This is a genomic window from Cryobacterium sp. Sr8 (genome assembly GCF_004403225.1).
In the GTDB taxonomy this organism is placed as follows: Bacteria; Actinomycetota; Actinomycetes; order Actinomycetales; family Microbacteriaceae; genus Cryobacterium; species Cryobacterium psychrotolerans.
Genome location: NZ_SOHO01000038.1, coordinates 47,045 through 71,407, shown reverse-complemented (window position 1 = coordinate 71,407; position 24,363 = coordinate 47,045). Strand labels below are relative to the sequence as shown.

Genomic DNA, 24,363 nt, shown 5'->3' with positions numbered 1-24,363 from the left:
CGTGACCCACGCCAGGGACGGCACGCTCACCTGGACCTCGCCCGCCGGCCGGGAGTACACGACCGAACCGGCCACCCGGATCGACCCGCCACCCCCGTTCTGACGCCCGGCGTTCCCCGACCCTCTAGACTCCACCTGAGCCTCGACCGCTCCACCACGGGCCGGGCGAACGCCAAGCGAAGTCCAAGCGAAGTCCAAGCGAAGGCCAAGCGAAGGCCAAGCGAAGGCCAAGCGAAACGGACGCTCGCTCCGAAGGATTCCCATGACCTCACGCCCGGCCCCACACCTGACCTCGCGCCTGACTTCACGCCTGACCTCACGCCTGACCTCGCGCCGGCGGCTGGCCGCCTGGCTGCTGGCCGGCCTGGGCATGGTGACGGCTCTCGTCGTGGTGACGGGCTGCGCCGCCGTCAGGAGCGGAACGCCGGTCGCATCCGACCAGGACTCCGCCACCGGCCCGACGGCGGCCTTCTATGGCGACTCCTACACGCTCGGCACCGGGGCCTCCGGCCCGGCGAAGCGCTGGTCGACCATCGTGTCGGCCGAGCGAGGCTGGAACGAGGTGAACCCCAGCGTCAACGGCCTCGGGTTCGTCAACAAGCGCGACTCGCGGCCCGGTCCCGACCTCGTCGACCAGGTGATCAGCGCCAATCCCGACATCGTCGACCAGGTGATCAGCGCCAATCCGGACATCGTCATGGTCACCATGGGCCTCAACGACAACTTCTCGATGCCCGACCGAGCCGCTGACATCCGGGCCGCCATCACGGATGACCTCACCAGGCTGCACGAGGCCCTCCCGGACGCCCGCTTGATCGTCGTGGAGCCGTTCTGGTACACGGACGCGCGGCCCTCCTCGGTCGAGCGCATCATCGGTTGGGTGCGGGACGCGGCGGCGCAGGTCGGTGCCGACTACATCCCGGGCGCCTCGCACTGGATCGAGGGTCATCCCGAATGGATGGCCGGGGACGGGCTGCACCCCAATGATGACGGCTACCGGGCACTGGCCGAACGGATGGACGCCGAGCTGGCGAAGCTGGGCCTCTGAGGCGCCGGCCTTCACAGGAAGTCGGCGAACTCCGTGTCGATGAACGCGCCCAGGTCGACGCCGGCCATCGCGAGCACAGCGAAGAGGATCCCGTAGACCACGTAGACCGTGACCGGGACCAGCAGGAACCACTCGCGGCGTGACCCGGCATTGCCCAGCACCGGAAGTGCGAGGTAACCGCCCCTGGACCACAGGCTGCTGAACAGGGGCACCTTCCGCCACCAGCGCGGCGGTTTCGGAACCCAGGGCCACAGCAGGGGCAGCCCCCCGGTGGTGAGGAAGTCGCCGACGAGGTGGATGCCGTAGCCGAGGGTGAAGCAGACGACGAACCAGGCCTGCTGCTCGGGAGCATAGAGGGCGATGAACGCCGCCACACCGAGGCCGATCAGCCACGCCACCGGCCAGGGGCCGTCGGAAAACCCGAGCGCCTTCACGGCGAACGCGACGGCGGCCGCGGTCAGTACGGCCGGGCCGAAGCTGACGGGCTCGTGCCACCACTCCGGTTGCCAGACGATGTGGCCGAAGCCGGTGGCCAGTAACCAGGCGCAGAGCAGTGCGAGCAGGCTGTGCAGGCCGTGCCGATGCCCTCCGGAGGCCCGGGAGATGCCGGAAGTGACGAGTTTGCCGAGCACGGGAACCGACTGGGCGATGGTCGCGGAGCCGTGGTCGGCATCCGCCAGCAGCGCCGCCCCGGCGCAGAGCAGCGCACCGGCGATTGTGCCGACCGGGGTGACGGGGAAGAGGCCGAGGCCGTGCCCCGCCGTTGCCGTGACGGCGATCCAGGCGGCGGCGCCGGACATGGCGTGGTGTCCACCCATCATGAGCGCGGGTCCTGTCTTGTTGCACGTGTCTTTTGCACGCCGAATTCGCGAGGGATTTCGGCGGGGAGTGTCGCCGGGCCTCGCTTGAGCGGATGCCGACGGTTCCCACTGTAGGTGCCGCCGGTGACATGGCCGCCGTTCGTCAGGCGCGCCGCCAAGTAGGTTGAGGACCATGACTCCAGCGACGATGCTCACCTCCGTTCTCCGCCACGCCGGCTCCGTCCGCCCCTACGCGACCAGCCGCCCGCTTTCGCTGGAACGGGTGGATGTGCCGGCGCCACGGCGCGGCGAGGTGCTCGTCAAGATCGAACGCGCCAGCCTGTGCCACTCAGACTTGTCCGTCATCGACGGCTCCCGCATCCGGCCGCTGCCGATGGCACTCGGCCATGAGGCCGCGGGAACCATCGCCGAGGTGGGGTCCGGCGTCACCGACGTGCGTGTCGGTGACCGGGTGGTGCTCGTCTTCGTGCCCAGCTGCGGCGAATGCCGTGCGTGCAACCACGGCCGGCCCGCCCTCTGCCACCGGGGCGCCATCGCGAACGCCGCCGGGGACCTCCTGCACGGCGATGCGGTGCTTCGTACGGGCGCGGGCGACCGGCTGAACCACCACCTGGGAGTCTCGGCGTTCTCGGAGTACGCGGTCGTGGCCCGCGAATCCGTTGTCGTGGTCGACGACGATGTGCCCTTCGACGTTGCCGCCATGTTCGGCTGCGCCGCGCTGACCGGGATGGGCGCCGTACTCAACACCGCGCGACTGGGCGAGGGGGAATCGGTGATCGTGTTCGGTCTCGGGGCCGTCGGCCTGATGGCGGTCATGGCGGCCGCGCAGGTGCCGGGCACCACGGTGATCGCGATCGACCCGCTTCCCGAAAAGCAGGCGCTCGCGCTCCGCTGCGGTGCGCACGTCGCCGGCTCGCCCGAACAGGCGGCCGCGCTGGTGGCGGAGCACGCCGGCGACGGGGTCGACGTGGCCATCGAGGCCGTCGGCAGCGGGCGGGTCATGGAGGCCTGCCTCGGGTTGCTGACCCGCGGCGGAGCCCTGGTGTCCGTCGGGCTGCCGCACCCCGACCAGACGATCACCGTGCAGGCCCTGCAGTTCGCTGGGGCCGGCAAGCGGCTCCTCGGCTCCTACATGGGCGATTCCGTTCCGGCCAGGGATATCCCGTTCTACCTGCAGATGTGGCGGGACGGCAAGCTTCCGGTCGAGCTCCTGCACACCGACACCCGGCCGCTCGCCGACATCAACGAGGGCCTGGATGCCCTGGCCGAGGGACGGGTCGTCCGTCGGTTGTTCGCGATGGAATAGGGAACCGGGTGGCGCCGATGCTCGCCGGTTCCTCCACAGCGACCGCGCGCGACCCATCCCGCACCGAAACCGCCCCTGACGGCGGCGGGAACCTCCTCCTCCGACACGCTGGGGGCCGGAGGTGCTCGTGGCTCGCAAAGACGAACTGGGCAGGCGCGGGGAAGACTGTGCGGCGGCCTTCCTGACCGATGCCGGCTACCGCGTGATCGCCCGCAACTGGCGGTGTCCGCAGGGTGAAATCGACCTCGTCGTCGAGGGTGGCGGCGAGGTTGTCTTCGTCGAGGTGAAGACGCGCTCGGGCACCGGCTTCGGGCATCCGTTCGAAGCGATCACGGTCGCCAAGCTGGCCAGGCTGCGCCGGCTGGCCGCGGCCTGGTGCGAGCAGGCGGACGCATGGCCGGGCCGCATCCGGATCGACGCGATCGCCGTGATCGCCGAGCCCGGCAAGACGCCGGTGATCGAACATCTCGCCGGGGTGTTCTGATGGGGCGGCTCCGGCCTCGGAGCGTTCCGGCGGGGCGAGCCTGATGGGCCTCGCCAGAACCCACGCGATGGCCCTCCTCGGCCTCACCGGTGCCCTGGTCGAGGTGGAGGCGGACATCTCCGGCCAGCTTCCCGGGATGTTCCTGATCGGGCTGCCGGATGCCGCGCTATCGGAGGCGACGCATCGCGTGCGGACCGCGGCCGCGAATTCCGGCTGCCCCCTCACCCGCAACCGCCTCACCATCAACCTGTCCCCGGCCGCGCTGCCGAAGCACGGCTCGGGCTTCGACCTGGCCATCGCGGTCGCCTGCCTCGCCGCCGACGAGCTCATCTCGGCCGACTCGGTGGCCGGCGTCGTGCACATCGGCGAACTGGCCCTCGACGGACGGCTGCGTCCCACGCCCGGGATACTGCCGGCCGTCGTCGCCGCGTCGAGGCTGGGGCACACCACCGTCATGGTCCCCGCGGGCAGCGCCGACGAGGCGTCGCTCGTCCCGGACATGCGCGTGATCGGCGTCGCCACCCTGCGGGACGCGGCGATCTGGCACGGCGCCCGGCTCGAGCCGATCCCCGTCGACGCGATCGTGCCGCCGGCGGACCCTGCCGAGCACGTCGAAGAGCCCGACCTCGTCGACGTGCTCGGCAACGACGATGCCGTGCTCGCTCTGCAGATCGCCGCCGCGGGCGGCCACCATGTCTTCATGCTCGGGCCGCCCGGCTCCGGAAAGACCATGCTCGCTGCGCGCCTGCCGGGGCTGTTGCCCGATCTGGACGCCGCGGCCTCCCTCGAGGTCAGCTCGATGCGCTCGCTCAGCGGCCACGCGCTCGGGCGCGCGCTCATCACACGCCCACCGCTGGAGGCCCCGCACCACACGGCGACCGCGGCGGCCATGGTGGGCGGCGGGAGCGGACAGATCCGGCCTGGCGCGGCGGCGCGGGCCTCGCACGGCGTGCTCTTCCTCGACGAGGCGCCCGAGTTCGCCTCCTCGGTGCTCGACGCACTCCGTCAGCCGCTCGAGTCGGGTGTCATCATCATCCACCGAGCCAACGCGACGGCACGCTTTCCCGCCCGGTTCCAACTGGTCATGGCGGCCAACCCCTGCCCCTGCGGTCAGTACGGTTCCACCGATCTGGACTGCACCTGCCCGCCGAGCGCCAGGCGGCGCTACCTCGCCCGCATCTCCGGGCCGCTCCTCGACCGGATCGACATCCAGCTGCGGGTGACCCGCGTCACCGCGGCCCAGTTGCGCCTCGCGGCAGACGAGCCGCGGCGCTCCAGCGTCACCGCGCGCGGCCGCGTGATCGACGCGAGGGCGGCGGCCGCCGCCCGCCTGGCCGGCACGCCGTGGTCCCTCAACTCCGAGGTCCCGGGACCCTGGCTGCGTGGCCCGCAATCGCGCCTCGGCGGATCGATCACGGCCACCCTCGACCGTGCGCTCGAGCGCGGCGGAATCACCATGCGCGGCTACGACCGCGTGCTCCGAGTCGCCTGGACGATCGCGGACCTCGACGGCGTGCAGCGCCCGGGCGCCGACCACGTCGGGCAGGCGCTCTACCTGAGGAAGGGAGTGACGACATGACACTGTTCGGGCTGGAGGAGTCGGTGATCGTGGGGCTGGCGAGGGGCGTGCACCCGGGCTGCGATGAGTCGGAGCGGGATGCTCCGGCCGACGTGTTCGCCCGAGCCGCCTGGACCGGCATCGCCGAACCGGGCGACGGGGTCGCGGGTCTGCTCGTCGGCAGCCTGGGCGCGAGCGTGGCCCTCACCGCCGTCCTCGAGACGTGGACGCCGGAGCGGCTCGCGGTCACAGTGCGGGAGAGCGGCGTCGCCGGGGAGGAGCTCGAGAGCGAGCTCGAGCAGGGCCTGCAGCGGTGGCGCCCGCGCCTGTCCTCCGGCGAGGTCATCCATTCCCTGCAGCAGGCAGTTCGGGTGTCTGCGCGACTGCTCTTGCCCTCCGACCCGCTCTGGCCGGCGTCGCTCGACGATCTCGGCCTGCACGCCCCGATCGCGCTCTGGTGGCGCGGCGACCCGGCGGCCTTCCACGCTCTCCCGCACGCGGTCGCCCTGGTCGGTGCCCGGGCAGCGACCGGCTACGGCGAGCACGTGGCGATGGAGGCCGCCGCCGGGCTCGTCGACCGCGGCTTCGCTATCGTGTCCGGCGCCGCCTACGGGATCGACGGTATGGCCCACCGCGCGGCCCTCGCCAGCGAGGGCATTACTCTCGCGTTCCTGGCCGGGGGAGTCGACCGGCATTACCCGACCGGTCATGACGCGCTGATCAGCCGCATCGCCGAGGTGGGCGCCGTCGTATCCGAGTTGCCGTGCGGCGCCGCGCCCACGAAATGGCGATTTCTCCAGCGCAACAGGTTGATAGCCGCTGCCGGCGCGGCCACCGTCGTGGTCGAGGCGGGCTGGCGATCCGGCTCGCTGAACACAGCCGGCCACGCCGCCGCCCTCGGCCGTCCCCTGGGCGCGGTTCCGGGGCCCGTCACATCGCCCGCCTCGGCCGGATGCCATCGCCTCATCCGTGAGTTCGACGCCGTCTGCGTGACCACCGCCGCAGAAATGGCCGAGCTTGCCGGTGAAGGGGTCTGGGCCCTCGACCGGATCGAGGCCGAGGGCGCCGCGGGCGGGACGGATTCCCGCACCAGCGAGGAGATCCGCGTCCTCGATGCGCTGAGCCGAAGGTCCCCGCGCCCCGTGCCCGACATCGCGCGCAGGGCCGGGATGTCAACCGCGGCCGTACTGGGCGCCCTCGGCGCGCTCGACCTCGACGGGGTGGTGAGCGAGCGCGAGACCGGTTGGGTCTCGATCGGCCGCGGAACGTGATGCCTGGCTTGTGGGCTCGGGGATCGAGAGCGCTCCGGCGTTCATCCCATCGGCCGGCTGTTCGCGAGCCGACACGGGGAGTGCCGGTGGTTGGTCGTAGTGTGGTCGCTGACCCACGAATCAGACCCACCAGGGGGATCCATGCCAGACGAAGACTGGGGCCAGTACTCGCCGGCCTCGCACCTCCTGGTGCACCTCAGCGACACGCACTTCCTCGGTGCGGAGCGGCCGCTCTTTGGAGCCGTCGACACGGACAGCACGGTGCAGCGGGCGCTGGAGCAGCTGGAACGATCAGGGCTGCGCCCCGACGCCATCGTGCTCACCGGCGACATCGCCGACCGGGGCGAGCCCGACGCGTACAGGCGCGTGCGGGACCTCGTAGAGGCGGCCGCCGATCGCCTCGGCACCCAGGTCATCTGGGTCATGGGCAACCACGACGAGCGGACGGCCTTCCGCACCGAACTGCTGCGCGAAGAGGAATCGGCAAACACCGGGCCGGTCGACGCGGTCTTCGACATCCGCGGCCTCCGGGTCATCGTGCTCGACACGAGCGTGCCGGGCTATCACCATGGCGAGGTGTCCGACGAACAGCTGGCCTGGCTGGCCGGCGTGCTCGCGGATCCGGCCCCCCACGGCAGCCTCCTCGCCCTGCACCACCCTCCGGTCCCCACCCCGACGGCACTGATGAGCATCCTCGAACTCCGGGATCAGCCGCGCCTGGCCGAGGTGATCGCAGGCAGCGACATCCGGTCCATTCTGGGCGGCCACATGCACTCCGCGACGACCGGGCAGTTCGCGGGCATCCCCGTGTCCGTGGCCGCCGCCACCTGCTACACGCTCGACCCGAGCGCGCCGCGGCGCGAGCTGTCCGGGGTCGACGGGGGCCAGTCATTCAATCTGGTGCGCGTGTACGAAGACCAGGTCGTGCATTCCCACGTGCCGCTCGGCGCCTACGACGTGGTGACGCACTTCGACGCCGCATTCCTCGACCGCTTCGCCAGCCTCACCGCCGAGGAACGCACCGAGGCGTTCTCCCGGCACGCCTGAGGCGCTGCGGTGATATCCGATGCGGGGGTCGATGCCGGGGGAGTGCACCTGGACCGCGCCATCGACGACTTCGTGCTCTACCTCACGGTGGAGCGCGGGTTCTCGCCGCACACCATTCGCGCCTACCGCACCGACCTCGCCGCGCTGGCCACCTTCGCGGAGCTGCGCGGGCACACCACGACGGATGCCCTGAGCCTGGACCTGCTCCGCGACTGGCTCTGGTCGGGCACCCAGGCCGGGCTCGCTCGCTCCACGATCGCCCGGCACTCGGCCTCCGCCCGGAGTTTCACGGCGTGGCTGGCACGAACCGGTGCCGGCACGGTCGACCCGGGCGTGCGGCTGCGCTCGCCGAAGCCCGGCCGCACGCTGCCTCGGGTCATCAACCGCAGCCAGATGCAGGAACTCCTCGGTTCCCTGGCGCTACGAGCCGAGCACGGTGCGCCCACGGCGCTTCGGGACCTGGCGGTGATCGAGCTCCTGTACGCGTCGGGCCTGCGGGTGTCGGAGCTCGTCGGCCTCGACGTCGGCGACGTCGACCTGGACCGGCTGACCGTCCGGGTCACCGGCAAGGGCGGCAAGGAACGCGTGGTGCCGTTCGGGGTCCCGGCGCAGGGCGCGATCGTGGACTACATCCGTCGGGCGCGTCCGGTATTGGCCGCGGCACCGGCCGCCTCGAAAACCGCCGCCCAGACTGCGGCAGCGGCACGCGCTGCGGCGCAGTCCTCGCCGCAGTCCCGGCCATCTTCGTCGCCGGCGCCGTCAGCACTCTTCCTCGGAACCAGGCGCACGCGCCTCGGCGTGCGTGCCGTGTACCGCCTCGTCGCGAGTCTCCTCGTCGAGTTCCCGGGAGCGGGGCCGGCCGGTCCTCACGCGCTCAGGCATACGGCGGCCACCCACCTGCTGGACGGCGGGGCCGACCTCCGTGCGGTGCAGGAGCTGCTCGGGCACTCCAGCCTGGGCACCACGCAGATCTACACCCACGTATCCGCCGAGCGGCTCAAGCAGAGCTATCGCACCGCCCACCCCCGCGCCTAATACTCCCCGCGAAACCGCAGTTGTGCACGTTATGAGGGCGTTTTAAGCGGCACAACTGCAGTTTCGCGGAGGATTGAGGCCTGCAGGGGCAGGAGCACGGCGCGGGGAACCCCGCCGAGGAAGAGCATCGGCGACACGTACTGCCCGTGCAACCGCACGCCGAAATGTAGGCAGGCGTCCGCGCAGTGGCCGCCGGATGCCATCAGCCCGATTCGCTGCCCGGCGGCAACACGGTCGCCTACGGGAACGACGCCGATCACGGGCTCGACGGTCGAGACCAGGTCGCCCGGGTGACTGATCGACACCACAGGGCGGCCGGCGACGACGCCGGAGAAGGAGACAACGCCTCCCGCCGGTGCGAAAACGGGGGCGCCCCGCCGCTCGGGGAGATCCATGCCCCGGTGTCCGGCGGCGTAGGGGGAGGCCGGGGCCTCGAACGACCTCGTCACGGAGTGCGGGGCAGGCACTGGCCAGAGCCAGGTGGCCGGAGGCGAGGAGCCGGGCAGCAGCCAGAACGGGACGAGCAGCGACGCGGCGAACAAACGGGACGGCCGCGCCAGGGACGGCCACGCTCGGGGAGGCGACGCCCCGAACGGCCACACCCGGAACGGGGATGCTCGGGAGGAGGACACGTACCCACCCTGTGCGTGCGCCCGCCGTCCGGATGCCCGGGGCCGGCATCCGTGCGGGGTCGGCTCGGCGCCGCGGTTGTGGTGGAAGGCCTGGTGCCGGCCCGGTGGCGAACGACGGTGTCCGCGGACCCGGTCGGCCTGGTGCTAAACTCATCCCAGCAGCGCTTTAGTGCGCTGACTACGCGTGCCCATTCGGCCTCCACGACCATTCGGTCCCCGCTTCGCAGGAAGCAGGGGCGGTTGTGTGCCGGGCACCAGGAGAGGCGATCGACCGATTGCCGCGTGAAACCGATTGGCGTTTCGCTGCCTCGCAGCGCGCGCCGGACAAGGAGAACGGCTCATGGCCGTCGTAACCATTCGCCAGCTGCTCGACAGCGGCGTGCACTTCGGGCACCAGACCCGACGTTGGAACCCGAAGATGAAGCGCTTCATCTTCACCGAGCGTTCCGGCATCTACATCATCGACCTTCAGCAGTCGCTCGGCTTCGTCGACAAGGCGTACGACTTCGTCAAGGAGACCGTTGCCCACGGCGGCACCATCCTCTTCGTCGGCACCAAGAAGCAGGCGCAGGAATCGATCTCGGAGCAGGCGCAGCGCGTCGGCCAGCCGTACGTCAACCAGCGCTGGCTCGGTGGCCTCCTCACCAACTTCCAGACCGTGTCAAAGCGTCTGGCTCGCATGAAGGAGCTCGAAGAGCTCGACTTCGAGGACACCGCCAAGAGCGGTTTCACGAAGAAGGAAATGCTCATCAAGAAGCGCGAGCTCGTCAAGCTTCACAAGAGCCTCGGCGGTATCCGCAACCTCACGAAGACGCCGTCGGCGCTGTGGGTTGTCGACACCAACAAGGAGCACCTCGCCATTGACGAGGCCCGCAAGCTCGGCATCCCCGTCATCGCGATCCTCGACACGAACTGCGACCCGGACGACGTCCAGTACCCGATTCCGGGCAACGACGACGCCATCCGCTCCGTCGGCCTGCTGACCCGCATCATCGCGGACGCGGCAGCCGAGGGCCTCATCCAGCGTCACGCCAAGCCGGAGGCCGAAGTTGAGCCCCTCGCCGCCTGGGAAGCCGAACTCCTGGCCGCCCCCGCTGAGGCCGAGGCCGCTACGGAGACCACTCCTGAGCAGTCCTCCGCCGAGACCGTAGAGGTTGCAGCCGAGAAGGTTGCCGCCGAGCAGGTCGCCGGCGAAGAAGCAGCAGCCACCGAGGTTGCCGCTGAGGCCGCAACCGAAGAGGTTGCCGCCGCAGACGCACCCGCCGAAGAGACCAAGTAAGGACACCAGGTATGGCAAACGTCACACTCGAAGCAGTCAAGGCCCTGCGCGAACGCCTCGGCACCGGCATGGTCGACACCAAGAACGCCCTCGTTGAAGCCGATGGCGACATGGAGAAGGCCGTCGAACTCCTCAGGATGAAGGGGGCGAAAGGCAACGCGAAGCGCGCCGACCGTTCCACCTCCGAGGGGCTCGTCGCCGCCAAGGAAATCGGCAACACCGCCACGATGATCGAGCTCGCCTGCGAGACCGACTTCGTCGCCAAGGGTGACAAGTTCGTCGCCCTGGCTGAGAAGGTCATCGACGCGGTCGCCGCTGCCGGCGCCACCACGGTCGACGAGGGCCTGGCCGCACCGGCCGACGGCAAGACCGTCGCCGAGCTGATCAACGACGAGGCCGCCATCATCGGCGAGAAGTTCGAACTGCGTCGCGTCGCATCCGTCACGGGTGAGAAGTTCGCGGTTTACCTGCACAAGACCAGCAAGGACCTGCCCCCGCAGGTCGGCGTTGTCGTCGGCTACTCGGGTGACGACGCGGAGACCGCGCGCAGCATTGCGCAGCACATCTCGTTCGCCAACCCCGAGTACCTCTCCCGCGAAGACGTCCCTGCGGACGCCGTCGAGGCAGAGCGTCGGATTGTCACCGAGATCTCGAAGAACGAGGGGAAGCCGGAAGCGGCACTCCCCAAGATCGTCGAGGGTCGCGTGACCGCGTACTTCAAGCAGGTTGCCCTGCTCGAGCAGGACTACGCCAAGGACAACAAGTTGTCCGTGAGCAAGGTCCTCGCCGATGCCGGAGTCACCGTCTCGGGCTTCGCCCGGTTCAAGGTCGGCGCGTAGCTTCACCATGAGGGAGACCGGATTGCGAACGCAATCCGGTCTCCTTTTCTGTGCCCTCACTCGCAGGTGCACGCAGTAGCTTTAGAACCACGTCACAACGGAAGGACTCGCACGGCATGTCAGAAACGGGTAAGAAGCGCAGGGTCCTCCTCAAACTTTCCGGGGAGGCGTTCGGGGCAGGAGCCCTGGGCGTGAACCCCGACGTCGTCAGTTCCCTCGCCCGCGAAATCGCCGAAGCGGCCAAGACCGTTGAGATCGCCATCGTCGTCGGCGGCGGCAACTTCTTCCGTGGCGCGGAACTCTCCCAGCGCGGCATGGACCGCGGCCGGGCCGACTACATGGGGATGCTCGGCACCGTCATGAACGCCCTCGCCCTGCAGGACTTCCTCGAGCAGGCCGGCGCGGAAACCCGCGTCCAGTCCGCCATCGCCATGACCCAGGTCGCCGAGCCGTACATCCCGCGGCGCGCCGAACGTCACCTCGAGAAGGGCCGGGTCGTCATCTTCGGCGCCGGGGCGGGCCTTCCGTACTTCTCCACGGACACCGTCGCCGCCCAGCGCGCCCTGGAAATCGACGCCCAGGTCGTCCTGGTGGCCAAGAACGGTGTGGACGGCGTGTACTCCGACGACCCGCGCACCAACCCCGATGCGACGAAGATCGCCCGCATCACCTACCAGGAAGCCCTGCAGCGCGGCCTCAAGGTCGTCGACTCCACCGCCTTCAGCCTGTGCATGGACAACGGGATGCCCATGCAGGTGTTCGGAATGAAGCCGGACGGCAACGTCACGGCTGCGATTCTGGGCGCCGATCTGGGAACCCTCGTCTCCAACTAAGCTTGATCCTGCCCACCGAAGAAGGAGTCCCCGTGATTGCGGATGTTCTGTCCGATTCCACCCAGCGCATGACGAAGGCCGTCGAAGCCGCCAAAGACGACTTCGCAACCGTTCGGACGGGGCGTGCGAACCCCCAGATGTTCGCGAAGATCCTGGTCAGCTACTACGGCACCATGACGCCCCTCGAGCAGCTCGCCTCCCTGCAGAACCCCGAGGCGCGCACGTTGCTCATCACGCCCTACGACAAGGGCGCCCTCCGCGACATCGAGGTGGCCATCCGGGACACCCCTAACCTCGGGGCCAACGTCGGCAACGACGGTGTCATCATCCGGGCGACCCTGCCCGAGCTGACGGCCGACCGTCGCAAGGAATACGTCAAGATCGTTCGGACCAAGGCCGAGGATGCGAAAATCTCCGTGCGAAACCTCCGCCGCAAGGCCAAGGACGAGCTCGACGCGCTGAAGAGCGACGTGGGTGAAGACGAGGTGTCACGTGCCGAGAAGGAACTCGAGTTGATCACCAAGAGCCACGTCGACAGCATCGACGACGCGCTCAAGCGCAAGGAATCCGAGCTCCTCGAGATCTAGGGGAGTCGCCGTCATGACCCAGGATCCTCCCGGCCCCCAGCCCCCCAAGCGCGGTCGTGGCACCAACCGCGCCGAATTCCGGGCGCAGGTCGAGGCCACCAAAGCCGACTTTGAACGCCAGGTTCAGGCGACCCGGGCGCAAATCGATGCCACGAATGTTCGGATCGAGGCGCGAACGGGCCGGAATCTGATCCTGGCCGTGCTGATCGGGCTCGTGCTGGGGCTGACGATGGTGTTCAGCCTGATCTTCATCAAGGAACTGTTCATGGTCTTCGCGGGCGTGATCGTGGCGTTCACCGCCTTCGAATTCGCCCAGGCTCTGCGTCACGCCGGGCGCATCGTTCCCCGGATCCCGGTCGTCATCGCGGCCGTGGCCGTCGTCCCGGCCGCGTTCTACTGGGGCGCCGAGGGCCAATGGCTGGCTACGCTGGCCGGCATCCTGTTGATTGCCCTCTGGCGGATGGCACTGCTCGCCTGGCCCGCGCACCGGGCGGAGTTCCGCAGCGTGCTCGGAGACATCGGCGCCGGATTCCTGATCCAGGCCTACGTCGTCTTCCTGTCCAGTTTCGCCGTGCTGCTCGCCGCCCAACCGGGAGGCCAGTGGTGGACTCTCGCATTCCTCCTTCTGGTCATCACCGCCGACACGGGCGCCTATGCCAGCGGCCTGTCGTTCGGCAAGCACCCGATGGCCCCCAGCATCAGCCCCAAGAAGACCTGGGAGGGCCTGGCCGGGGCCGCTCTGGTCTGCATGGTCGCCGGCGTGCTCCTCTCGCTCTTCATGCTCGGCCAGCCGTGGTGGTTCGGTCTGATCTTCGGGTCGGTCATCCTGGTCACCGCCACATTCGGCGACCTCGCCGAGTCGCTCATCAAGCGTGACCTCGGCATCAAAGACATGAGCTCGTGGCTTCCCGGACACGGCGGATTCCTCGACCGGCTCGACTCGATCCTCCCGTCCGCCGCAGCCGCTTACGCGCTCTTCCTCATCTTCGCCTGAGCCCGGTTGCAGCAGTGAAGCCGAGCGTGCGAGAGAATGAAGCGGTGAGCACCTTTCCCCTGACCGACAAGAAGACTCTCGGCTACAGCGTCGAGCAGGTCGATGGTTTCCTCGCAGCGGCCCGGAGCGCGTACGACGCGAAGGGTGTCTCCGAGCAGCTGACGGCCGAGTCCATCCGTCACACGGCCTTCGCGATGCAGAAGGGTGGCTACTCTCCCTCGCACGTCGACGCAGCCCTGGAGCGCCTCGAGGATGCCTTCGCCGCGCGCGAGCGTGACGACGCGGTGCGGACCAAGGGCCGCCAGGCAATCTCCGCGGAGGCGAGCAAGAAGACGCAGGAGATCTTCGACCGGCTCACTCGCCCGCCCGGGCACCGCTTCACGCGGACGAGCGTGCTCACCGTCGGGTACAGCCTCGCCGACGTCGACCGGTTCACGAGCCGAGTCGTCAAACACCTGGAGAAAGGCCGCGCGCTCAGCGTCGACGACGTGCGCACCGCCGTTTTCCGTCCGCAGCGCGGCGGATACCGCGAGGCGCAGGTCGATCTCGTGCTCGACGGCGTGGTCGACCTGATGCTCGCGGTTCGCTGACATCGGCCTGTTATCTCGCTGTGACCGCCGATCTGGGCTAGGCTCGACAAATCGTGGGTAGACATCTGAATGTAATCGAACCTGTTGCGGCTCACCAGCCGCCCAGGGCCCGGATGGTCAGACCCCGCTCGCGGAGCCGTTTGACCCTGGGTGTCTTCGCTTTCACGGCGGCATCCGCTTTCGTCCTGGTGAGCGTCATCGACCCGTACTCCGGCGCAACGGCGTCTCCGTACTTCCAGCCGGCCGGGGACCGCTTTGCCGGCCAGGCCAGCCAGGAAGTTCTCGTAGCCGGCAGCTACACGAACACCGTCTCTCGCGACAGCTTCACCGTGGGCGAGAAGCCCAAGCCAAAGCCCAAGCCCAAACCAAAGGCGGCGGCCTCAGCAGGCTTCGCAGCGCCGGATGCTGCCGTGCCCAGCCCGGGTTCCGCCCAGGCCATCGCGCACGGCAAGGTCATTGCGCGCGGCTGGGGCGAAGACCAGTTCAACTGCCTTGTCTCCCTGTGGAACAAGGAGTCGGGCTGGCGCGTCAATGCCATGAACTCCTCGAGCGGCGCCTACGGCATTCCCCAGGCACTCCCCGGATCCAAGATGGGCTCGGCCGGCTCCGACTGGGCGACGAACGCCGGAACCCAGATCGAGTGGGGCCTGGGCTACATCACCGACCGGTACGGCTCGCCCTGCGGCGCCTGGGGCAAGTCCCAGGCCGACGGCTGGTATTAGGCTCACAGCTGGCACCGGCGCCCGAAGCCGGCTCCCGAAACCAGCCCCATAGACTGGTCTCATGCCTCGTAGCAACCGCCCCAGGGGCCATAAGCCCGGCGTCGACGATGACGGCGAAGCCGATCTGTCCAGCCTGCTGGCGGGCTGGCGTCGCACGGAGATCCGTCGTGACGGCCAGTGGCACGTTCAACCGGTGCCGGCGGCGCAGGCCCTGAAGAACTACGTGTGTCCCGGTTGCGGCCTCCGGGTCGTGCCCGGGGTCGCGCATATCGTCGCGTGGCGGGGCGACGGCGTCCTCGGCGACGGAGCCGACATCGCTGCCCGACGACACTGGCATTCACACTGCTGGAAAATCAATTGACCCGGTTGTCGGAGGATGACGCATGACCACGAACGCAGAGAGCACGCACGGAGTCGAGATCCGCGGCGGCATCGAGCTGCCAGCTACGCGCGAACATATCGAACTGCACACGAGCGACGGCCTGACCCTGGTCGGTGAGCTGGCGACGCCCGTGGGCCGCACGCCGGTGGCCACCCTGGTCACGCTGCACCCACTTCCCACCAGCGGCGGGTTCATGGATTCGCACATCCTGCGAAAGGCCGCGGGACGACTGCCCGCCCTGGCCGACCTGGCCGTGCTGCGCTTCAACACCCGCGGCACGACCTCGCCCCGGGGCACGAGCGGCGGCAGTTTCGGCAGCGGCGTGACCGAGCGCGAAGATGTCGCCGCCGCCATGGCCTTCGTGGCCGCACGCGGACTGCCGAACCCGTGGCTGGTCGGCTGGTCGTTCGGCACGGAGCTCGCCGTCAAGTACGGCCTCGAGCACCCGATCCGCGGCGCCATCCTGCTCTCGCCGCCGCTGCACCGGGCGACGGACGCAGAACTGGCGGCCTGGGCCGGAAACGAGCGCCAGCTGGTGGCCATCATCCCCGAACACGACGACTACCTGCGGCCCGAAGAGGCCAGGGAACGATTTGCCTCGGTGCCCACCACCCGCTTCATCGCGGTCGATGGCGGAAAGCACTTGTGGGTGGGGGAGAACCAGACCCGGCGCATCCTGAACGAGATCGTCGCGGTCGTGAACCCGGCCGCGCTTCCGCTTCCGACCGAATGGGTCGGCCCGTAACTCCTAGAGTTCGTTCTGCCTCGGGATGACGACCTGCTTGATGATCATCAGGACGGCCGCTGCCACGGGAATCGCGATCAACGCGCCCAGCAGGCCCAGCAGCGAGCCGCCGGCCAGCGCCGCGATCACGACGAGGGCCCCGGGAACGGACACGGCGCGGCTCATGATGTGGGGGCTCAGCACATATGCCTCCACCTGCATGTAAATCAGGTAGTAAACCGCCGCGGCGATTGCGGTCTCAAGCGAGCTGATGCCCGGGATGAGGCAGGTCAGCACGATGATCACCGATCCGGTGATCGTCCCGACGAGCGGGATCAGGGAGAACAGGAACGCGATGAACGCCAGCAGGGCGGGGAAGGGCGCTCCGATGATCGACAGGAAGATGAAGCTGAGCACTCCGTTGCACGCAGCGAGCGAGGCCTGACCGACAACGTACCGGCCCACCGCGGTCGTGATCTGCTCGCTGATGTCGGTGAAACGCTCACGCCTGGACGCCGGTACCAGCTGGTACACGCCGCGCTTCATGCTGCTCAGTGAAGCCGTGAAGTAGAGCGTGAGGATGAGGATGATCAGCCCGCCGAACAGGCCGCTGATGATGGCCAGCCCGGACTGGATGGCCGTCGTGGTGATCGTCGTCAGGTTGGTGCCGAGGAATTCGGTCACCGTCTTCACGACCTCGTTGACGTCGATGCCGGGGAACTGTTTCTGGATGTCGGCCAGGAAGGTGGCCGAGTTGACGGCCTTCACGAGGTCGGGGATGGCCTTGGAGAGTTCCTTCACCTGTTCGGCGATGATCGGCACGACGGCGAAGATCACGCCGGTCAGTACACCCACGACGGCCGCGACCACGGTGAGGATTGCCGCCCAACGCGGGAACCCCTTCTTCTGCAGCCAGGACACCGCCGGGTCGAGGCCGAGGGCGATGAACAACGCCGCCCCGATGTAGACGATGATCGTCTGCAGCGTGACCACCGACGAGATGATGAGCAGGCCGAGACCCACGCCGAGGGTACCGATCAGGCCGACGCGAAACGCGTTCTGAATTTTCACGCGAATTCCCCCAAAATGTCGGACCTACCTGCCCGAACCTGCCTGGCTCGGACCTACTTGTCGGCGTTGTTGACCTTTTCCGCCTGGGTGAGAACACTGCGGAGGCTCTCGAAGTAGCCGGCCACCGCGTCGCGCTCAATCCTAATCTGGGAGAGGCGGTCTTCCGCGTCGGAGACAAGCAGGCGTGTCCGCGTGGTCGTTTCCTTGGTGAGGGCCTTGGCCCTGGTCTCGGCTTCGCGCACAATGCGGTCCGCGTCGGCCTGGGCCTGCTTGCGCTGCGTCGCGGCTTCCTCCCTGGCTCCCGAGTCGAGCTGCTCGTTGATCGCACGAAGTTCGAGGGTGCGCGCGGTGGTCTCGGTGAGTTGCGTGTCGGCTTCGGTCTGGAAGGTGTTCAGCAGCAACACGGCCTCCTGGTGCCGGGCCAGGTGCTCCTGCTCTGCCTCGTCGCGCCTGGCCTTCAGCTCCAGTTCGAGGTCGGCTCGAGTCTGGTCGATCTCTCGCTTGAGCTTGGCCGCCTCACGGTCGCCCTTTTTGCGTCCCGCCGTCAGCTTGTTTTCGAGGTCGATCCGGGCCTGCTCGCCTTCCGCGACGAAGTCGGCGGTGGCCTGCTCATTCTCGCGGGCCAGGTCGGCCCGGGCCTGCTCGAGTTCCGAGGCCAGGTCGGCCCGGGCCTTGTCGATCTTGCGTGCTGCCGCGGCGCGTTCGGCGTCAAGCTCGCGGGTGAGGTCCGTGTGCGCCTGTTCGTGCTCGATCTGGCGGGCGATCCGATCGGCCTCGATCTGGCGGGCGAGATCGGTGCGGGTCTGCTCGACCTCCTCCGCCAGCGTGGTGCGCGTCTGCTCCGCGTCGTGGGCGAGCTCGATCCGCGACTGCTCGCCGTCGCGTGCCAGGTCGAGGCGTGCCTGTTCGGTTTCGGCCGCCAGGTCGATCCTGGCCTGCTCGGATTCCCGCGCGAGGTCGGCCCGCTCCTGGTCCAGCTCGTGCGCTACTTCGGCGCGGGTGAGCTCCGTCTCGGCGGTCAGCCCGGCCGCAACCTCTCGCGCCACGCTGGCCTCGCGCTGGGCGACAACGCGTACCTCCGCCGCCTCACGTTCCGCCTCGGAGCGCAGCGCGGCGGCTTCACGCTTGACCGTCGCCCGCACTTCCGCGGACTCCGTCGCCACGGCTCCGCGGATCGCGGCGGCCGCCTGCACGGCGTCCTGGGTGAGCGACGCCGCTTCCGCGCGGGCGGCGGCGAGCACCGAGTCGGCTTCGGCCTGTGCGTCGTCGAGCATGCGCCCGGCCCTGACCGTGGCATCGGAGAGCACGCTTTCGGCACGCTCCGTGGCTTCCCGGCGCAGGTCCTCGACCTCGCCGGCGGCTGAGGAACGAAGCTTTTCAGCGTCGATGTCGGCCTGCGCGATCACACGGGTCGACTGCTCCTCGGCCACGCGCAGGGTGTTCTCGAGCTTCGTGCCCAGCCCGGAGAAGGTGGGACTGCCCACTTCCTCGATCTCGGCGGTCAGGTCATCTATGCGCGTGGTGAGGCGTTTGATTTCCTTGCCGGCCTCCGCGCCCTGGGTGTTGGCCTGGATGAGGTCGCGCCGCAGGCTCTGGAGGGCCTTGTCGACCTCGTCCTTGTCATACCCGCGGAAAACCTGGGTGAATTCAGCGTCATCTACCGCCACGGCTATCTCCTCGTCGTCGGGCTCGAATGCAAGCCCGATTGTTCGAATGCGGGGGAGCCGATCCGATTTTAGTGCATACCGGGCGTTCAGTCTCCATTCCGATTTCGGGGCCCGCAACGTCTGGGGCCCCCCGACTTCTGGGGGCGCGGGGCTTTAGGAGACTATTAGGCGGCTCTCAGGGGAGTCAAGTATCGTAGAACGACTGTGTCTGTTGCCCTTCGGACGCGAAAAGTGCGTGCACACCCAGGTCTGCACCCGCCGGTCGGCAACATAGGAAAGGTTTTACGTGCGTTTCGTTCTTGCCATCGTGGCATTCGTTCTCGCGGCCGTGATGATCATGCTCGGCATCGCGCAGCGAACGGTTTTTCTGGAACCGGCATCCACCAGCCTCAGCGCGACCGTTGAGGGCGGTGACCGGTATGCGGTCATCACGCCGGAAGCGCTCAGGGCCTACCCGGGCAACCAGACGATTACGGTCTCCGGTCCGGGCACGATCTTCCTGGCCTATGGCCGATCGACCGACGTCGAGGCCTGGCTCGCCGATGAGGCCCACGCCGAGATCGGCTTCGCACCCAGGACCGGCAAGCTGACGAGTAAGAGCAGCGGCGAAGCCGCCCCGACGCCTGCCCCCACGGCAACGGCCGCAGCACCGACGGCCACACCGACGGCGGCGCCGACGGCCACACCGGCGCCCGGCGCACCGGCCGATGCTGAACCCGGCGCGAACCCGGCCGGGTCAGACCTTTGGCTCGAGGAGTTCACCGCGGACCGCGACCTGAAGACCCGAATCAATGTGCCCGCCGGCATCTCCCTGATCGTCGCGAGCGACGGCACCCAGCCGGCTCCGACCGAGATCACCCTGGGCTGGCCCGCCGATAACGCGACGCCCCTGGCCGGCCCGCTGATCGCCGGGGGAGCTGTCCTGCTCTTGATCGGACTCATCCTCTACCTGCTGGCCCTGATGCACATGCGCCGCTCGCGGGGCCCGCGTCGCAACCTGCCCAAGGGCCCCCGGATGCCGCGCCTTCCCCGCGCTCCACGCCCCAAGTCGATCAAGGCCAGCGAGATCACCGGCCCCCGCCGGTCGATCACGCGATCGTTCCGGGCCGTCGTGCCCGTGGTGCTCGTCTCGAGCCTCGCGCTCAGCGGATGCTCCGCCGATTTCTGGCCGAGCACATCCTCGGAGTCGAGCGCCGCGGCCAGCCCCAGCCCGTCTGCCTCCGAGGCGGCGAAGCAGGGCGAGGACGTGTCCCCGCCCGCCGTCACCGTGCCCCAGCTCGAGCGCATCGTGCGCAAGGTCGCGGTGCTCACCCGCGACGCGGACGCCGCGCTCGACGCAACGTCGCTCGCGACCAGGTTCACCGGCCCGGCCCTCGAGCAACGGCTGGCGAACTACAAGATCCGAGCCAAGGACAAGAAATACCCGACGCCCCTCGCGTTGCCGGCCTCGCCACTGACGCTGACCCTGCCGCAGCAGACGTCGACCTGGCCGCGCGTGGTCATGACCGTGATCCAGGACAAGGAAGACCCCGCCGTCGCCCCCACGGCCATCGTGCTCAGGCAGGACGGCCCCCGGGAGAACTTCCTCGTCGAGTACGCCGTGCAGCTCGAGCCCGCCGCCCAGGTGCCCGAGGTCGCCCCGGCGACCATCGGCGCCCCGCTCATCGCCCCCGACTCCAGGCTCCTGCTGATGCCGCCGGACCAGATCGCGGCGGCCTACGCCGACATCCTGGTGAAGGGCGACACGAGCGAGTTCGCTGACCTGTTCGAGGCCAAGGGCGACACCTTCCGAACGCAGGTCGGCCTGGAAGCCAAGACGAAGAAGCGGACCGACCTGCCCAAGACGGCATCGATCGCCTTCGGCATCGCGGTGGGCACGGGCAAGACCATCGCCCTGGCCACCAACGACTCCGGAAGCATCGTCGCCGTGAGCATCAAGGAGACGGAAACCGTGAAACCGGTCGACGCGGGCGCGACGGTGAGTCCCTCTGGCGCGAGCAAAACGCTCTCCGGCGTATCGGCGACGGCCAAGGGCATCCAGAGCGTCTACGGCGAGCAACTCCTCTTCCACGTGCCTGCCGCCGGCTCGAAAGACAAAATCGTTCTCCTTGGCTTCGCCCAGGGACTGATCTCATCAGCGGAGCTCAAATGACCAATCTGCCACCATCCGGCGTCAACCTGCGCGGGGCCGTCGACCTGTCCTCGCTCGTGAACCGTGCGGCGGCTCCGGCCCCCGGAGCACCGGCCGCGGGCGCGGGTGTGCCCGTGCCCGTGCCCAGCCTCGTGCTGGAGGGAACCGACGCGAACTTCGGCGAGGTGCTGGAGCTGTCGATGACCGTCCCCGTCATCGTCGACCTGTGGGCCGAATGGTGTGGACCCTGCAAGCAGCTCACGCCCGTGCTCGAGAAACTCACCGCGGAGTTCGGCGGCAGGATCGTCCTGGCCAAGGTCGACGTCGATTCGAACCCACAGCTGTCGCAGGCCTTCGCGGCCCAGTCGATCCCCACTGTCGCCGCCGTCGTCGGCGGCCAGCCGGTGCAGCTCTTCAGCGGTGCCATCCCCGAGGCGCAGGTGCGCGAGGTGTTCGAGAGGGTGCTCGAACTTGCCGCCCAGCATGGCGTGACCGGCACCGCCCAAACGCCCGCGGGAGACGACGCCCCCGATGAGGCCGCCGAGGCCCTCCCGGCGGAACCGGAACTCCCGCCCCACCACCGCGAGGCCTTTGAAGCCATCGAACGCGGCGACTACGACGTGGCGATCAGCGAGTACAGCACGGCCCTGGCCAAGGACCCGCGCGACCAGATGGCCGTCGCCGGCCTCGCCCAGGTGCGACTTCTGGCGCGCCTGCAGGGCAAGTCGATCGCGGAGATCCGGTCCGCGGCGGCGGCCGGGCCGGACGAGCTCGACGCGCAGCTTCTCGTGGCCGACCTCGACCTGTCGGGCGGACACGTCGAAGACGCCTTCGACCGCCTCCTGACCCTCTTCCCCGCCCAGGACGCCGCCGGCAAGAACACGATTCGCGAACGCATCCTGGAGCTGTTCCAGGTCGTCGGACTCGAAGATCCGCGGGTGCCGCCGACTCGTTCCCGGCTCACCGCGCTGCTCTACTGAGTCCGCGCTGAGTTGCGGAGAAAGTACCCTCGCTGGGACAGTGAGGGTACTTTTTCCGCAACTGAACCTGACACGCAGGTCAGCGTTGAATCACTAGCGGCGGAGCTTCAGCCAGAGTCCCGCCAACGGAGGCAGCGTGAGCGTCGCGGATGCCGGGCGGCCAGCCCACGGTTCGTCGGTCGCCGTGACCCCGCCGAGGTTGCCGACGCCAGAGCCGCCGAAGTCGGCGGCATCCGTGTTGAGGATCTCATCCCAGTGGCCGGCGAAGGGCAGGCCGATGCGGTGGTCGTTGTGCGGATGCCCGGCGAAATTGAAGATGCAGGCCACGGGGTTGCCGTCGTTGTCCCAGCGCAGGAAGGAGACCACGTTCTGGGCCGCTCCGCCTCCGTCGAGCATCTCGAGGCCGCCGGCGTCGTTGTCGCGCGCCCAGAGGCTGGCGTTGGCCCGGTACACCCGGTTGAGCTGGCCGACGAGGGTGAACAGGCCCCGGTGGGCGGGCTGGTCGAGCATCCACCAGTCCAGGCCCCTGGCCTCGCTCCACTCCGACCGCTGCCCGAATTCCTGGCCCATGAACAGAAGCTGCTTGCCGGGGTGAGCCCACATGAACGCCAGATAGGCGCGAAGATTGGCGAGTTGCTGCCAGGAGTCGCCCGGCATCTTCGAGACCAGCGAGCCCTTGCCGTGCACGACCTCGTCGTGGCTGATCGGCAGCAGGAAGTTCTCGCTGAAGGCGTAGACGAACGAAAAGGTGATGTCGTTGTGGTGGTACGAGCGGTACATCGGGTCGACGTGCATGTACTGGAGCGTGTCGTGCATCCAGCCCATGTTCCACTTGAAGCCGAAGCCGAGCCCGCCGGACGAAGTGGGCGCGGTGACGCCGCCCCAGTTCGTCGACTCCTCGGCGATCATGACCGTGCCGGGGTTGCGCTTGTACGCGGTGGCGGTGATCTCCTGGAGCAGGCTGATCGCCTCGAGGTTCTCATTGCCGCCGTGGATGTTCGGCTCCCACTGGCCGTCTTCCCTCGAGTAGTCGAGGTAGAGCATCGAGGCGACGGCGTCGACCCTCAGGCCGTCGATGTGGAACTCCTCGAGCCAGTACAGCGCATTGGCGACCAGGAAGTTGCGCACCTGCTTCTGGCCGAAGTCAAAGACGTAGGTGCCCCAGTCCATCTGCTCGCCGCGCCGGGGGTCGGGGTGTTCGTAGAGCGGCTGCCCGTCGAACCGAGCCAGCGCGAAGTCGTCCTTGGGGAAATGGCCGGGCACCCAGTCCATGATCACGCCGATGCCGGCCTGGTGCAGCCGGTCGATCAGGTAGCGGAGGTCGTCCGGGTGGCCGAACCGGCTCGTCGGCGCGTAGTAGCCGGTGACCTGGTACCCCCAGGACCCGCCGAACGGATGCTCCGACAGCGGCATGAACTCGACGTGCGTGTAGGCCAGCTCGTGCAGGTACCCGATGAGCTCGTCCGCCAGGTCCCGGTATCCGAGCCCAGGGCGCCAGGAACCCACGTGCATCTCGTAGATGCTCATCGGCTGGTTGTGCGGGTCGGTGGCCGACCGTGCGCCCAGCCACTCGGCATCCGCCCACTGGTAGTCGGATGAGCCGATCACGGACGCCGTCTTCGGCGGCACCTCGGTGTACCGGGCCATCGGGTCCGCTTTCCGCACCCAGTCGCCCGACTGCGCGAGCATCTCGAACTTGTAGTTGGCGCCGGTATCGAGGCCCGGGACGAACAGCTCCCACACCCCGGTGCTGCCCATGTTGCGCATGGCATGGGTCGCGCCGTTCCAGCCGTTGAAGTCGCCGATGACCCGCGCGGCCTGCGCGTGCGGCGCCCAGACGGAGAAGGATGTTCCGCTCGTGGTGCCGAGCACGCCCGCGTGGTCGCGGTGGTGCGCCCCGAGCACGTCCCAGAGTCGCTCGTGGCGGCCCTCGCCGATCAGGTGAAGGTCGAGTTCGCCGAGGGTGGGGAGGTAGCGGTACGGGTCGTCGGCGATCCAGTTGGGGACACCGTCGTAGAGGGTTTCCAGGGTGTAGTCCTGCAGGCCGAGCGTGCTGACGCCCTGCCAGATGCCCTGATCGAGGTGCGTGAGCTCGATGTGGGCGCCGTCCGCGAGCACCGCGAACACCTCGGTCGCGAGTGGCCGGAGGGCCCGGATGACCACGAGCGGGGTCGCTGCGCCGCCCGCGCTCACGAGGTGCTGGCCGAGCACCTCATGGGGGTTGTAGTAGCGCCCCTCGGCGATCGCCTTGAGAACGTGCGCCGGAACGGCGGGGACGCTCGTGTGCGAGCCGTTCGCCGGGCCGTCGACCGGTCCGTCTGCCGCGTGCCTCATCCGTGCCGTCCGTTCCTGCGTGGTGACT

Annotated in this window: 23 protein-coding genes; 18 read left to right on the top strand and 5 right to left on the bottom strand. The window is 68.9% G+C overall.

Annotated features, from left to right (window positions below; all coding sequences use genetic code 11):
* The first annotated feature begins 262 nt into the window (after positions 1-262).
* The gene (locus E3T54_RS06425) at positions 263-1,048 is read left to right on the top strand and encodes an SGNH/GDSL hydrolase family protein (protein WP_241977092.1); all 786 of its coding nucleotides are present in this window, start codon (positions 263-265) and stop codon (positions 1,046-1,048) included.
* 11 nt (positions 1,049-1,059) lie between these two features.
* Here E3T54_RS06425 and E3T54_RS06420 read toward each other — a convergent pair whose 3' ends face one another.
* A complete protein-coding gene (locus E3T54_RS06420; RefSeq protein WP_166804852.1) occupies positions 1,060-1,869 on the bottom strand; it encodes a metal-dependent hydrolase in 810 nt (269 codons plus the stop codon).
* A 172-nt stretch (positions 1,870-2,041) separates the two neighbouring features.
* Between E3T54_RS06420 and E3T54_RS06415 the strand changes: the two genes are divergently transcribed.
* The 6 genes from E3T54_RS06415 (at position 2,042) to E3T54_RS06390 (ending at position 8,570) form a co-directional block, all read left to right on the top strand.
* The gene (locus E3T54_RS06415; protein WP_370255012.1) at positions 2,042-3,175 is read left to right on the top strand and encodes an alcohol dehydrogenase catalytic domain-containing protein; all 1,134 of its coding nucleotides are present in this window, start codon (positions 2,042-2,044) and stop codon (positions 3,173-3,175) included.
* Positions 3,176-3,302: 127 nt separating this feature from the next.
* On the top strand, positions 3,303-3,659 hold the full coding sequence (locus tag E3T54_RS06410) for a YraN family protein (RefSeq protein WP_134475028.1): 357 nt from the start codon (positions 3,303-3,305) through the stop codon (positions 3,657-3,659).
* Between the two features lie 43 nt (positions 3,660-3,702).
* On the top strand, positions 3,703-5,238 hold the full coding sequence (locus E3T54_RS06405) for a YifB family Mg chelatase-like AAA ATPase (RefSeq protein ID WP_134475027.1): 1,536 nt from the start codon (positions 3,703-3,705) through the stop codon (positions 5,236-5,238).
* The gene (gene dprA, locus E3T54_RS06400; RefSeq protein WP_134475026.1) at positions 5,235-6,488 is read left to right on the top strand and encodes a DNA-processing protein DprA; all 1,254 of its coding nucleotides are present in this window, start codon (positions 5,235-5,237) and stop codon (positions 6,486-6,488) included. Before E3T54_RS06405 ends, dprA begins: the two co-directional genes overlap by 4 nt.
* 141 nt (positions 6,489-6,629) lie before the next feature.
* Entirely contained in the window at positions 6,630-7,535 is a 906-nt protein-coding gene (locus E3T54_RS06395) for a phosphodiesterase (protein WP_134475025.1), read from the top strand.
* 9 nt (positions 7,536-7,544) lie between these two features.
* Positions 7,545-8,570: a tyrosine recombinase XerC gene (locus E3T54_RS06390; protein WP_370255008.1), complete on the top strand. Its 1,026-nt coding sequence runs from the start codon at positions 7,545-7,547 to the stop codon at positions 8,568-8,570.
* A 29-nt stretch (positions 8,571-8,599) separates the two neighbouring features.
* On the opposite strand, the gene E3T54_RS06385 is transcribed toward E3T54_RS06390, so the two are convergent.
* The gene (locus tag E3T54_RS06385; protein ID WP_241977091.1) at positions 8,600-9,202 is read right to left on the bottom strand and encodes a M23 family metallopeptidase; all 603 of its coding nucleotides are present in this window, start codon (positions 9,200-9,202) and stop codon (positions 8,600-8,602) included.
* Positions 9,203-9,542: 340 nt separating this feature from the next.
* On the opposite strand from E3T54_RS06385, the gene rpsB reads away from it, so the two are divergent.
* From rpsB to E3T54_RS06340, 9 genes are all read left to right on the top strand, one after another.
* Positions 9,543-10,481 (top strand): 30S ribosomal protein S2, encoded by a 939-nt coding sequence (rpsB, locus tag E3T54_RS06380; RefSeq protein WP_092325221.1) that lies wholly within the window; start codon positions 9,543-9,545, stop codon positions 10,479-10,481.
* 11 nt (positions 10,482-10,492) lie between these two features.
* A complete protein-coding gene (tsf, locus tag E3T54_RS06375; protein ID WP_092325218.1) occupies positions 10,493-11,320 on the top strand; it encodes a translation elongation factor Ts in 828 nt (275 codons plus the stop codon).
* 116 nt (positions 11,321-11,436) lie between these two features.
* Positions 11,437-12,153 carry a UMP kinase gene (pyrH, locus tag E3T54_RS06370; RefSeq protein ID WP_092325216.1) on the top strand — a complete coding sequence of 239 codons (717 nt, stop codon included), beginning with the start codon at positions 11,437-11,439 and terminating at the stop codon, positions 12,151-12,153.
* Positions 12,154-12,185: 32 nt separating this feature from the next.
* Positions 12,186-12,740 (top strand): ribosome recycling factor, encoded by a 555-nt coding sequence (gene frr / locus E3T54_RS06365; RefSeq protein WP_092325214.1) that lies wholly within the window; start codon positions 12,186-12,188, stop codon positions 12,738-12,740.
* A 13-nt stretch (positions 12,741-12,753) separates the two neighbouring features.
* Positions 12,754-13,734: a phosphatidate cytidylyltransferase gene (locus tag E3T54_RS06360; RefSeq protein ID WP_134475024.1), complete on the top strand. Its 981-nt coding sequence runs from the start codon at positions 12,754-12,756 to the stop codon at positions 13,732-13,734.
* Positions 13,735-13,778: 44 nt separating this feature from the next.
* Entirely contained in the window at positions 13,779-14,324 is a 546-nt protein-coding gene (locus tag E3T54_RS06355) for a DivIVA domain-containing protein (protein ID WP_134475023.1), read from the top strand.
* 140 nt (positions 14,325-14,464) lie between these two features.
* Complete coding sequence (locus tag E3T54_RS06350) at positions 14,465-15,046, top strand: lytic transglycosylase domain-containing protein (protein ID WP_241977090.1); 582 nt, start codon at positions 14,465-14,467, stop codon at positions 15,044-15,046.
* Between the two features lie 61 nt (positions 15,047-15,107).
* On the top strand, positions 15,108-15,407 hold the full coding sequence (locus tag E3T54_RS06345) for a hypothetical protein (protein ID WP_241977089.1): 300 nt from the start codon (positions 15,108-15,110) through the stop codon (positions 15,405-15,407).
* Between the two features lie 22 nt (positions 15,408-15,429).
* Complete coding sequence (locus tag E3T54_RS06340) at positions 15,430-16,173, top strand: alpha/beta hydrolase (protein WP_092324921.1); 744 nt, start codon at positions 15,430-15,432, stop codon at positions 16,171-16,173.
* Between the two features lie 3 nt (positions 16,174-16,176).
* Here E3T54_RS06340 and E3T54_RS06335 read toward each other — a convergent pair whose 3' ends face one another.
* Entirely contained in the window at positions 16,177-17,223 is a 1,047-nt protein-coding gene (locus E3T54_RS06335) for an AI-2E family transporter (RefSeq protein ID WP_134475022.1), read from the bottom strand.
* A gap of 53 nt (positions 17,224-17,276) precedes the next feature.
* Positions 17,277-18,890 carry a DivIVA domain-containing protein gene (locus tag E3T54_RS06330; protein WP_134475021.1) on the bottom strand — a complete coding sequence of 538 codons (1,614 nt, stop codon included), beginning with the start codon at positions 18,888-18,890 and terminating at the stop codon, positions 17,277-17,279.
* 286 nt (positions 18,891-19,176) lie between these two features.
* Between E3T54_RS06330 and E3T54_RS06325 the strand changes: the two genes are divergently transcribed.
* Both E3T54_RS06325 and E3T54_RS06320 read left to right on the top strand, forming a co-directional pair.
* Positions 19,177-21,042 (top strand): hypothetical protein, encoded by a 1,866-nt coding sequence (locus E3T54_RS06325; RefSeq protein WP_134475020.1) that lies wholly within the window; start codon positions 19,177-19,179, stop codon positions 21,040-21,042.
* Positions 21,039-22,001, top strand: coding sequence for a tetratricopeptide repeat protein (locus E3T54_RS06320; RefSeq protein WP_134475019.1), 963 nt, complete (start codon positions 21,039-21,041; stop codon positions 21,999-22,001). Before E3T54_RS06325 ends, E3T54_RS06320 begins: the two co-directional genes overlap by 4 nt.
* A 93-nt stretch (positions 22,002-22,094) precedes the next feature.
* Here the strand turns inward: E3T54_RS06320 and glgB are convergent, their stop codons facing one another.
* Entirely contained in the window at positions 22,095-24,335 is a 2,241-nt protein-coding gene (glgB, locus tag E3T54_RS06315; RefSeq protein ID WP_134475018.1) for a 1,4-alpha-glucan branching protein GlgB, read from the bottom strand.
* Positions 24,336-24,363 lie beyond the last annotated feature (28 nt).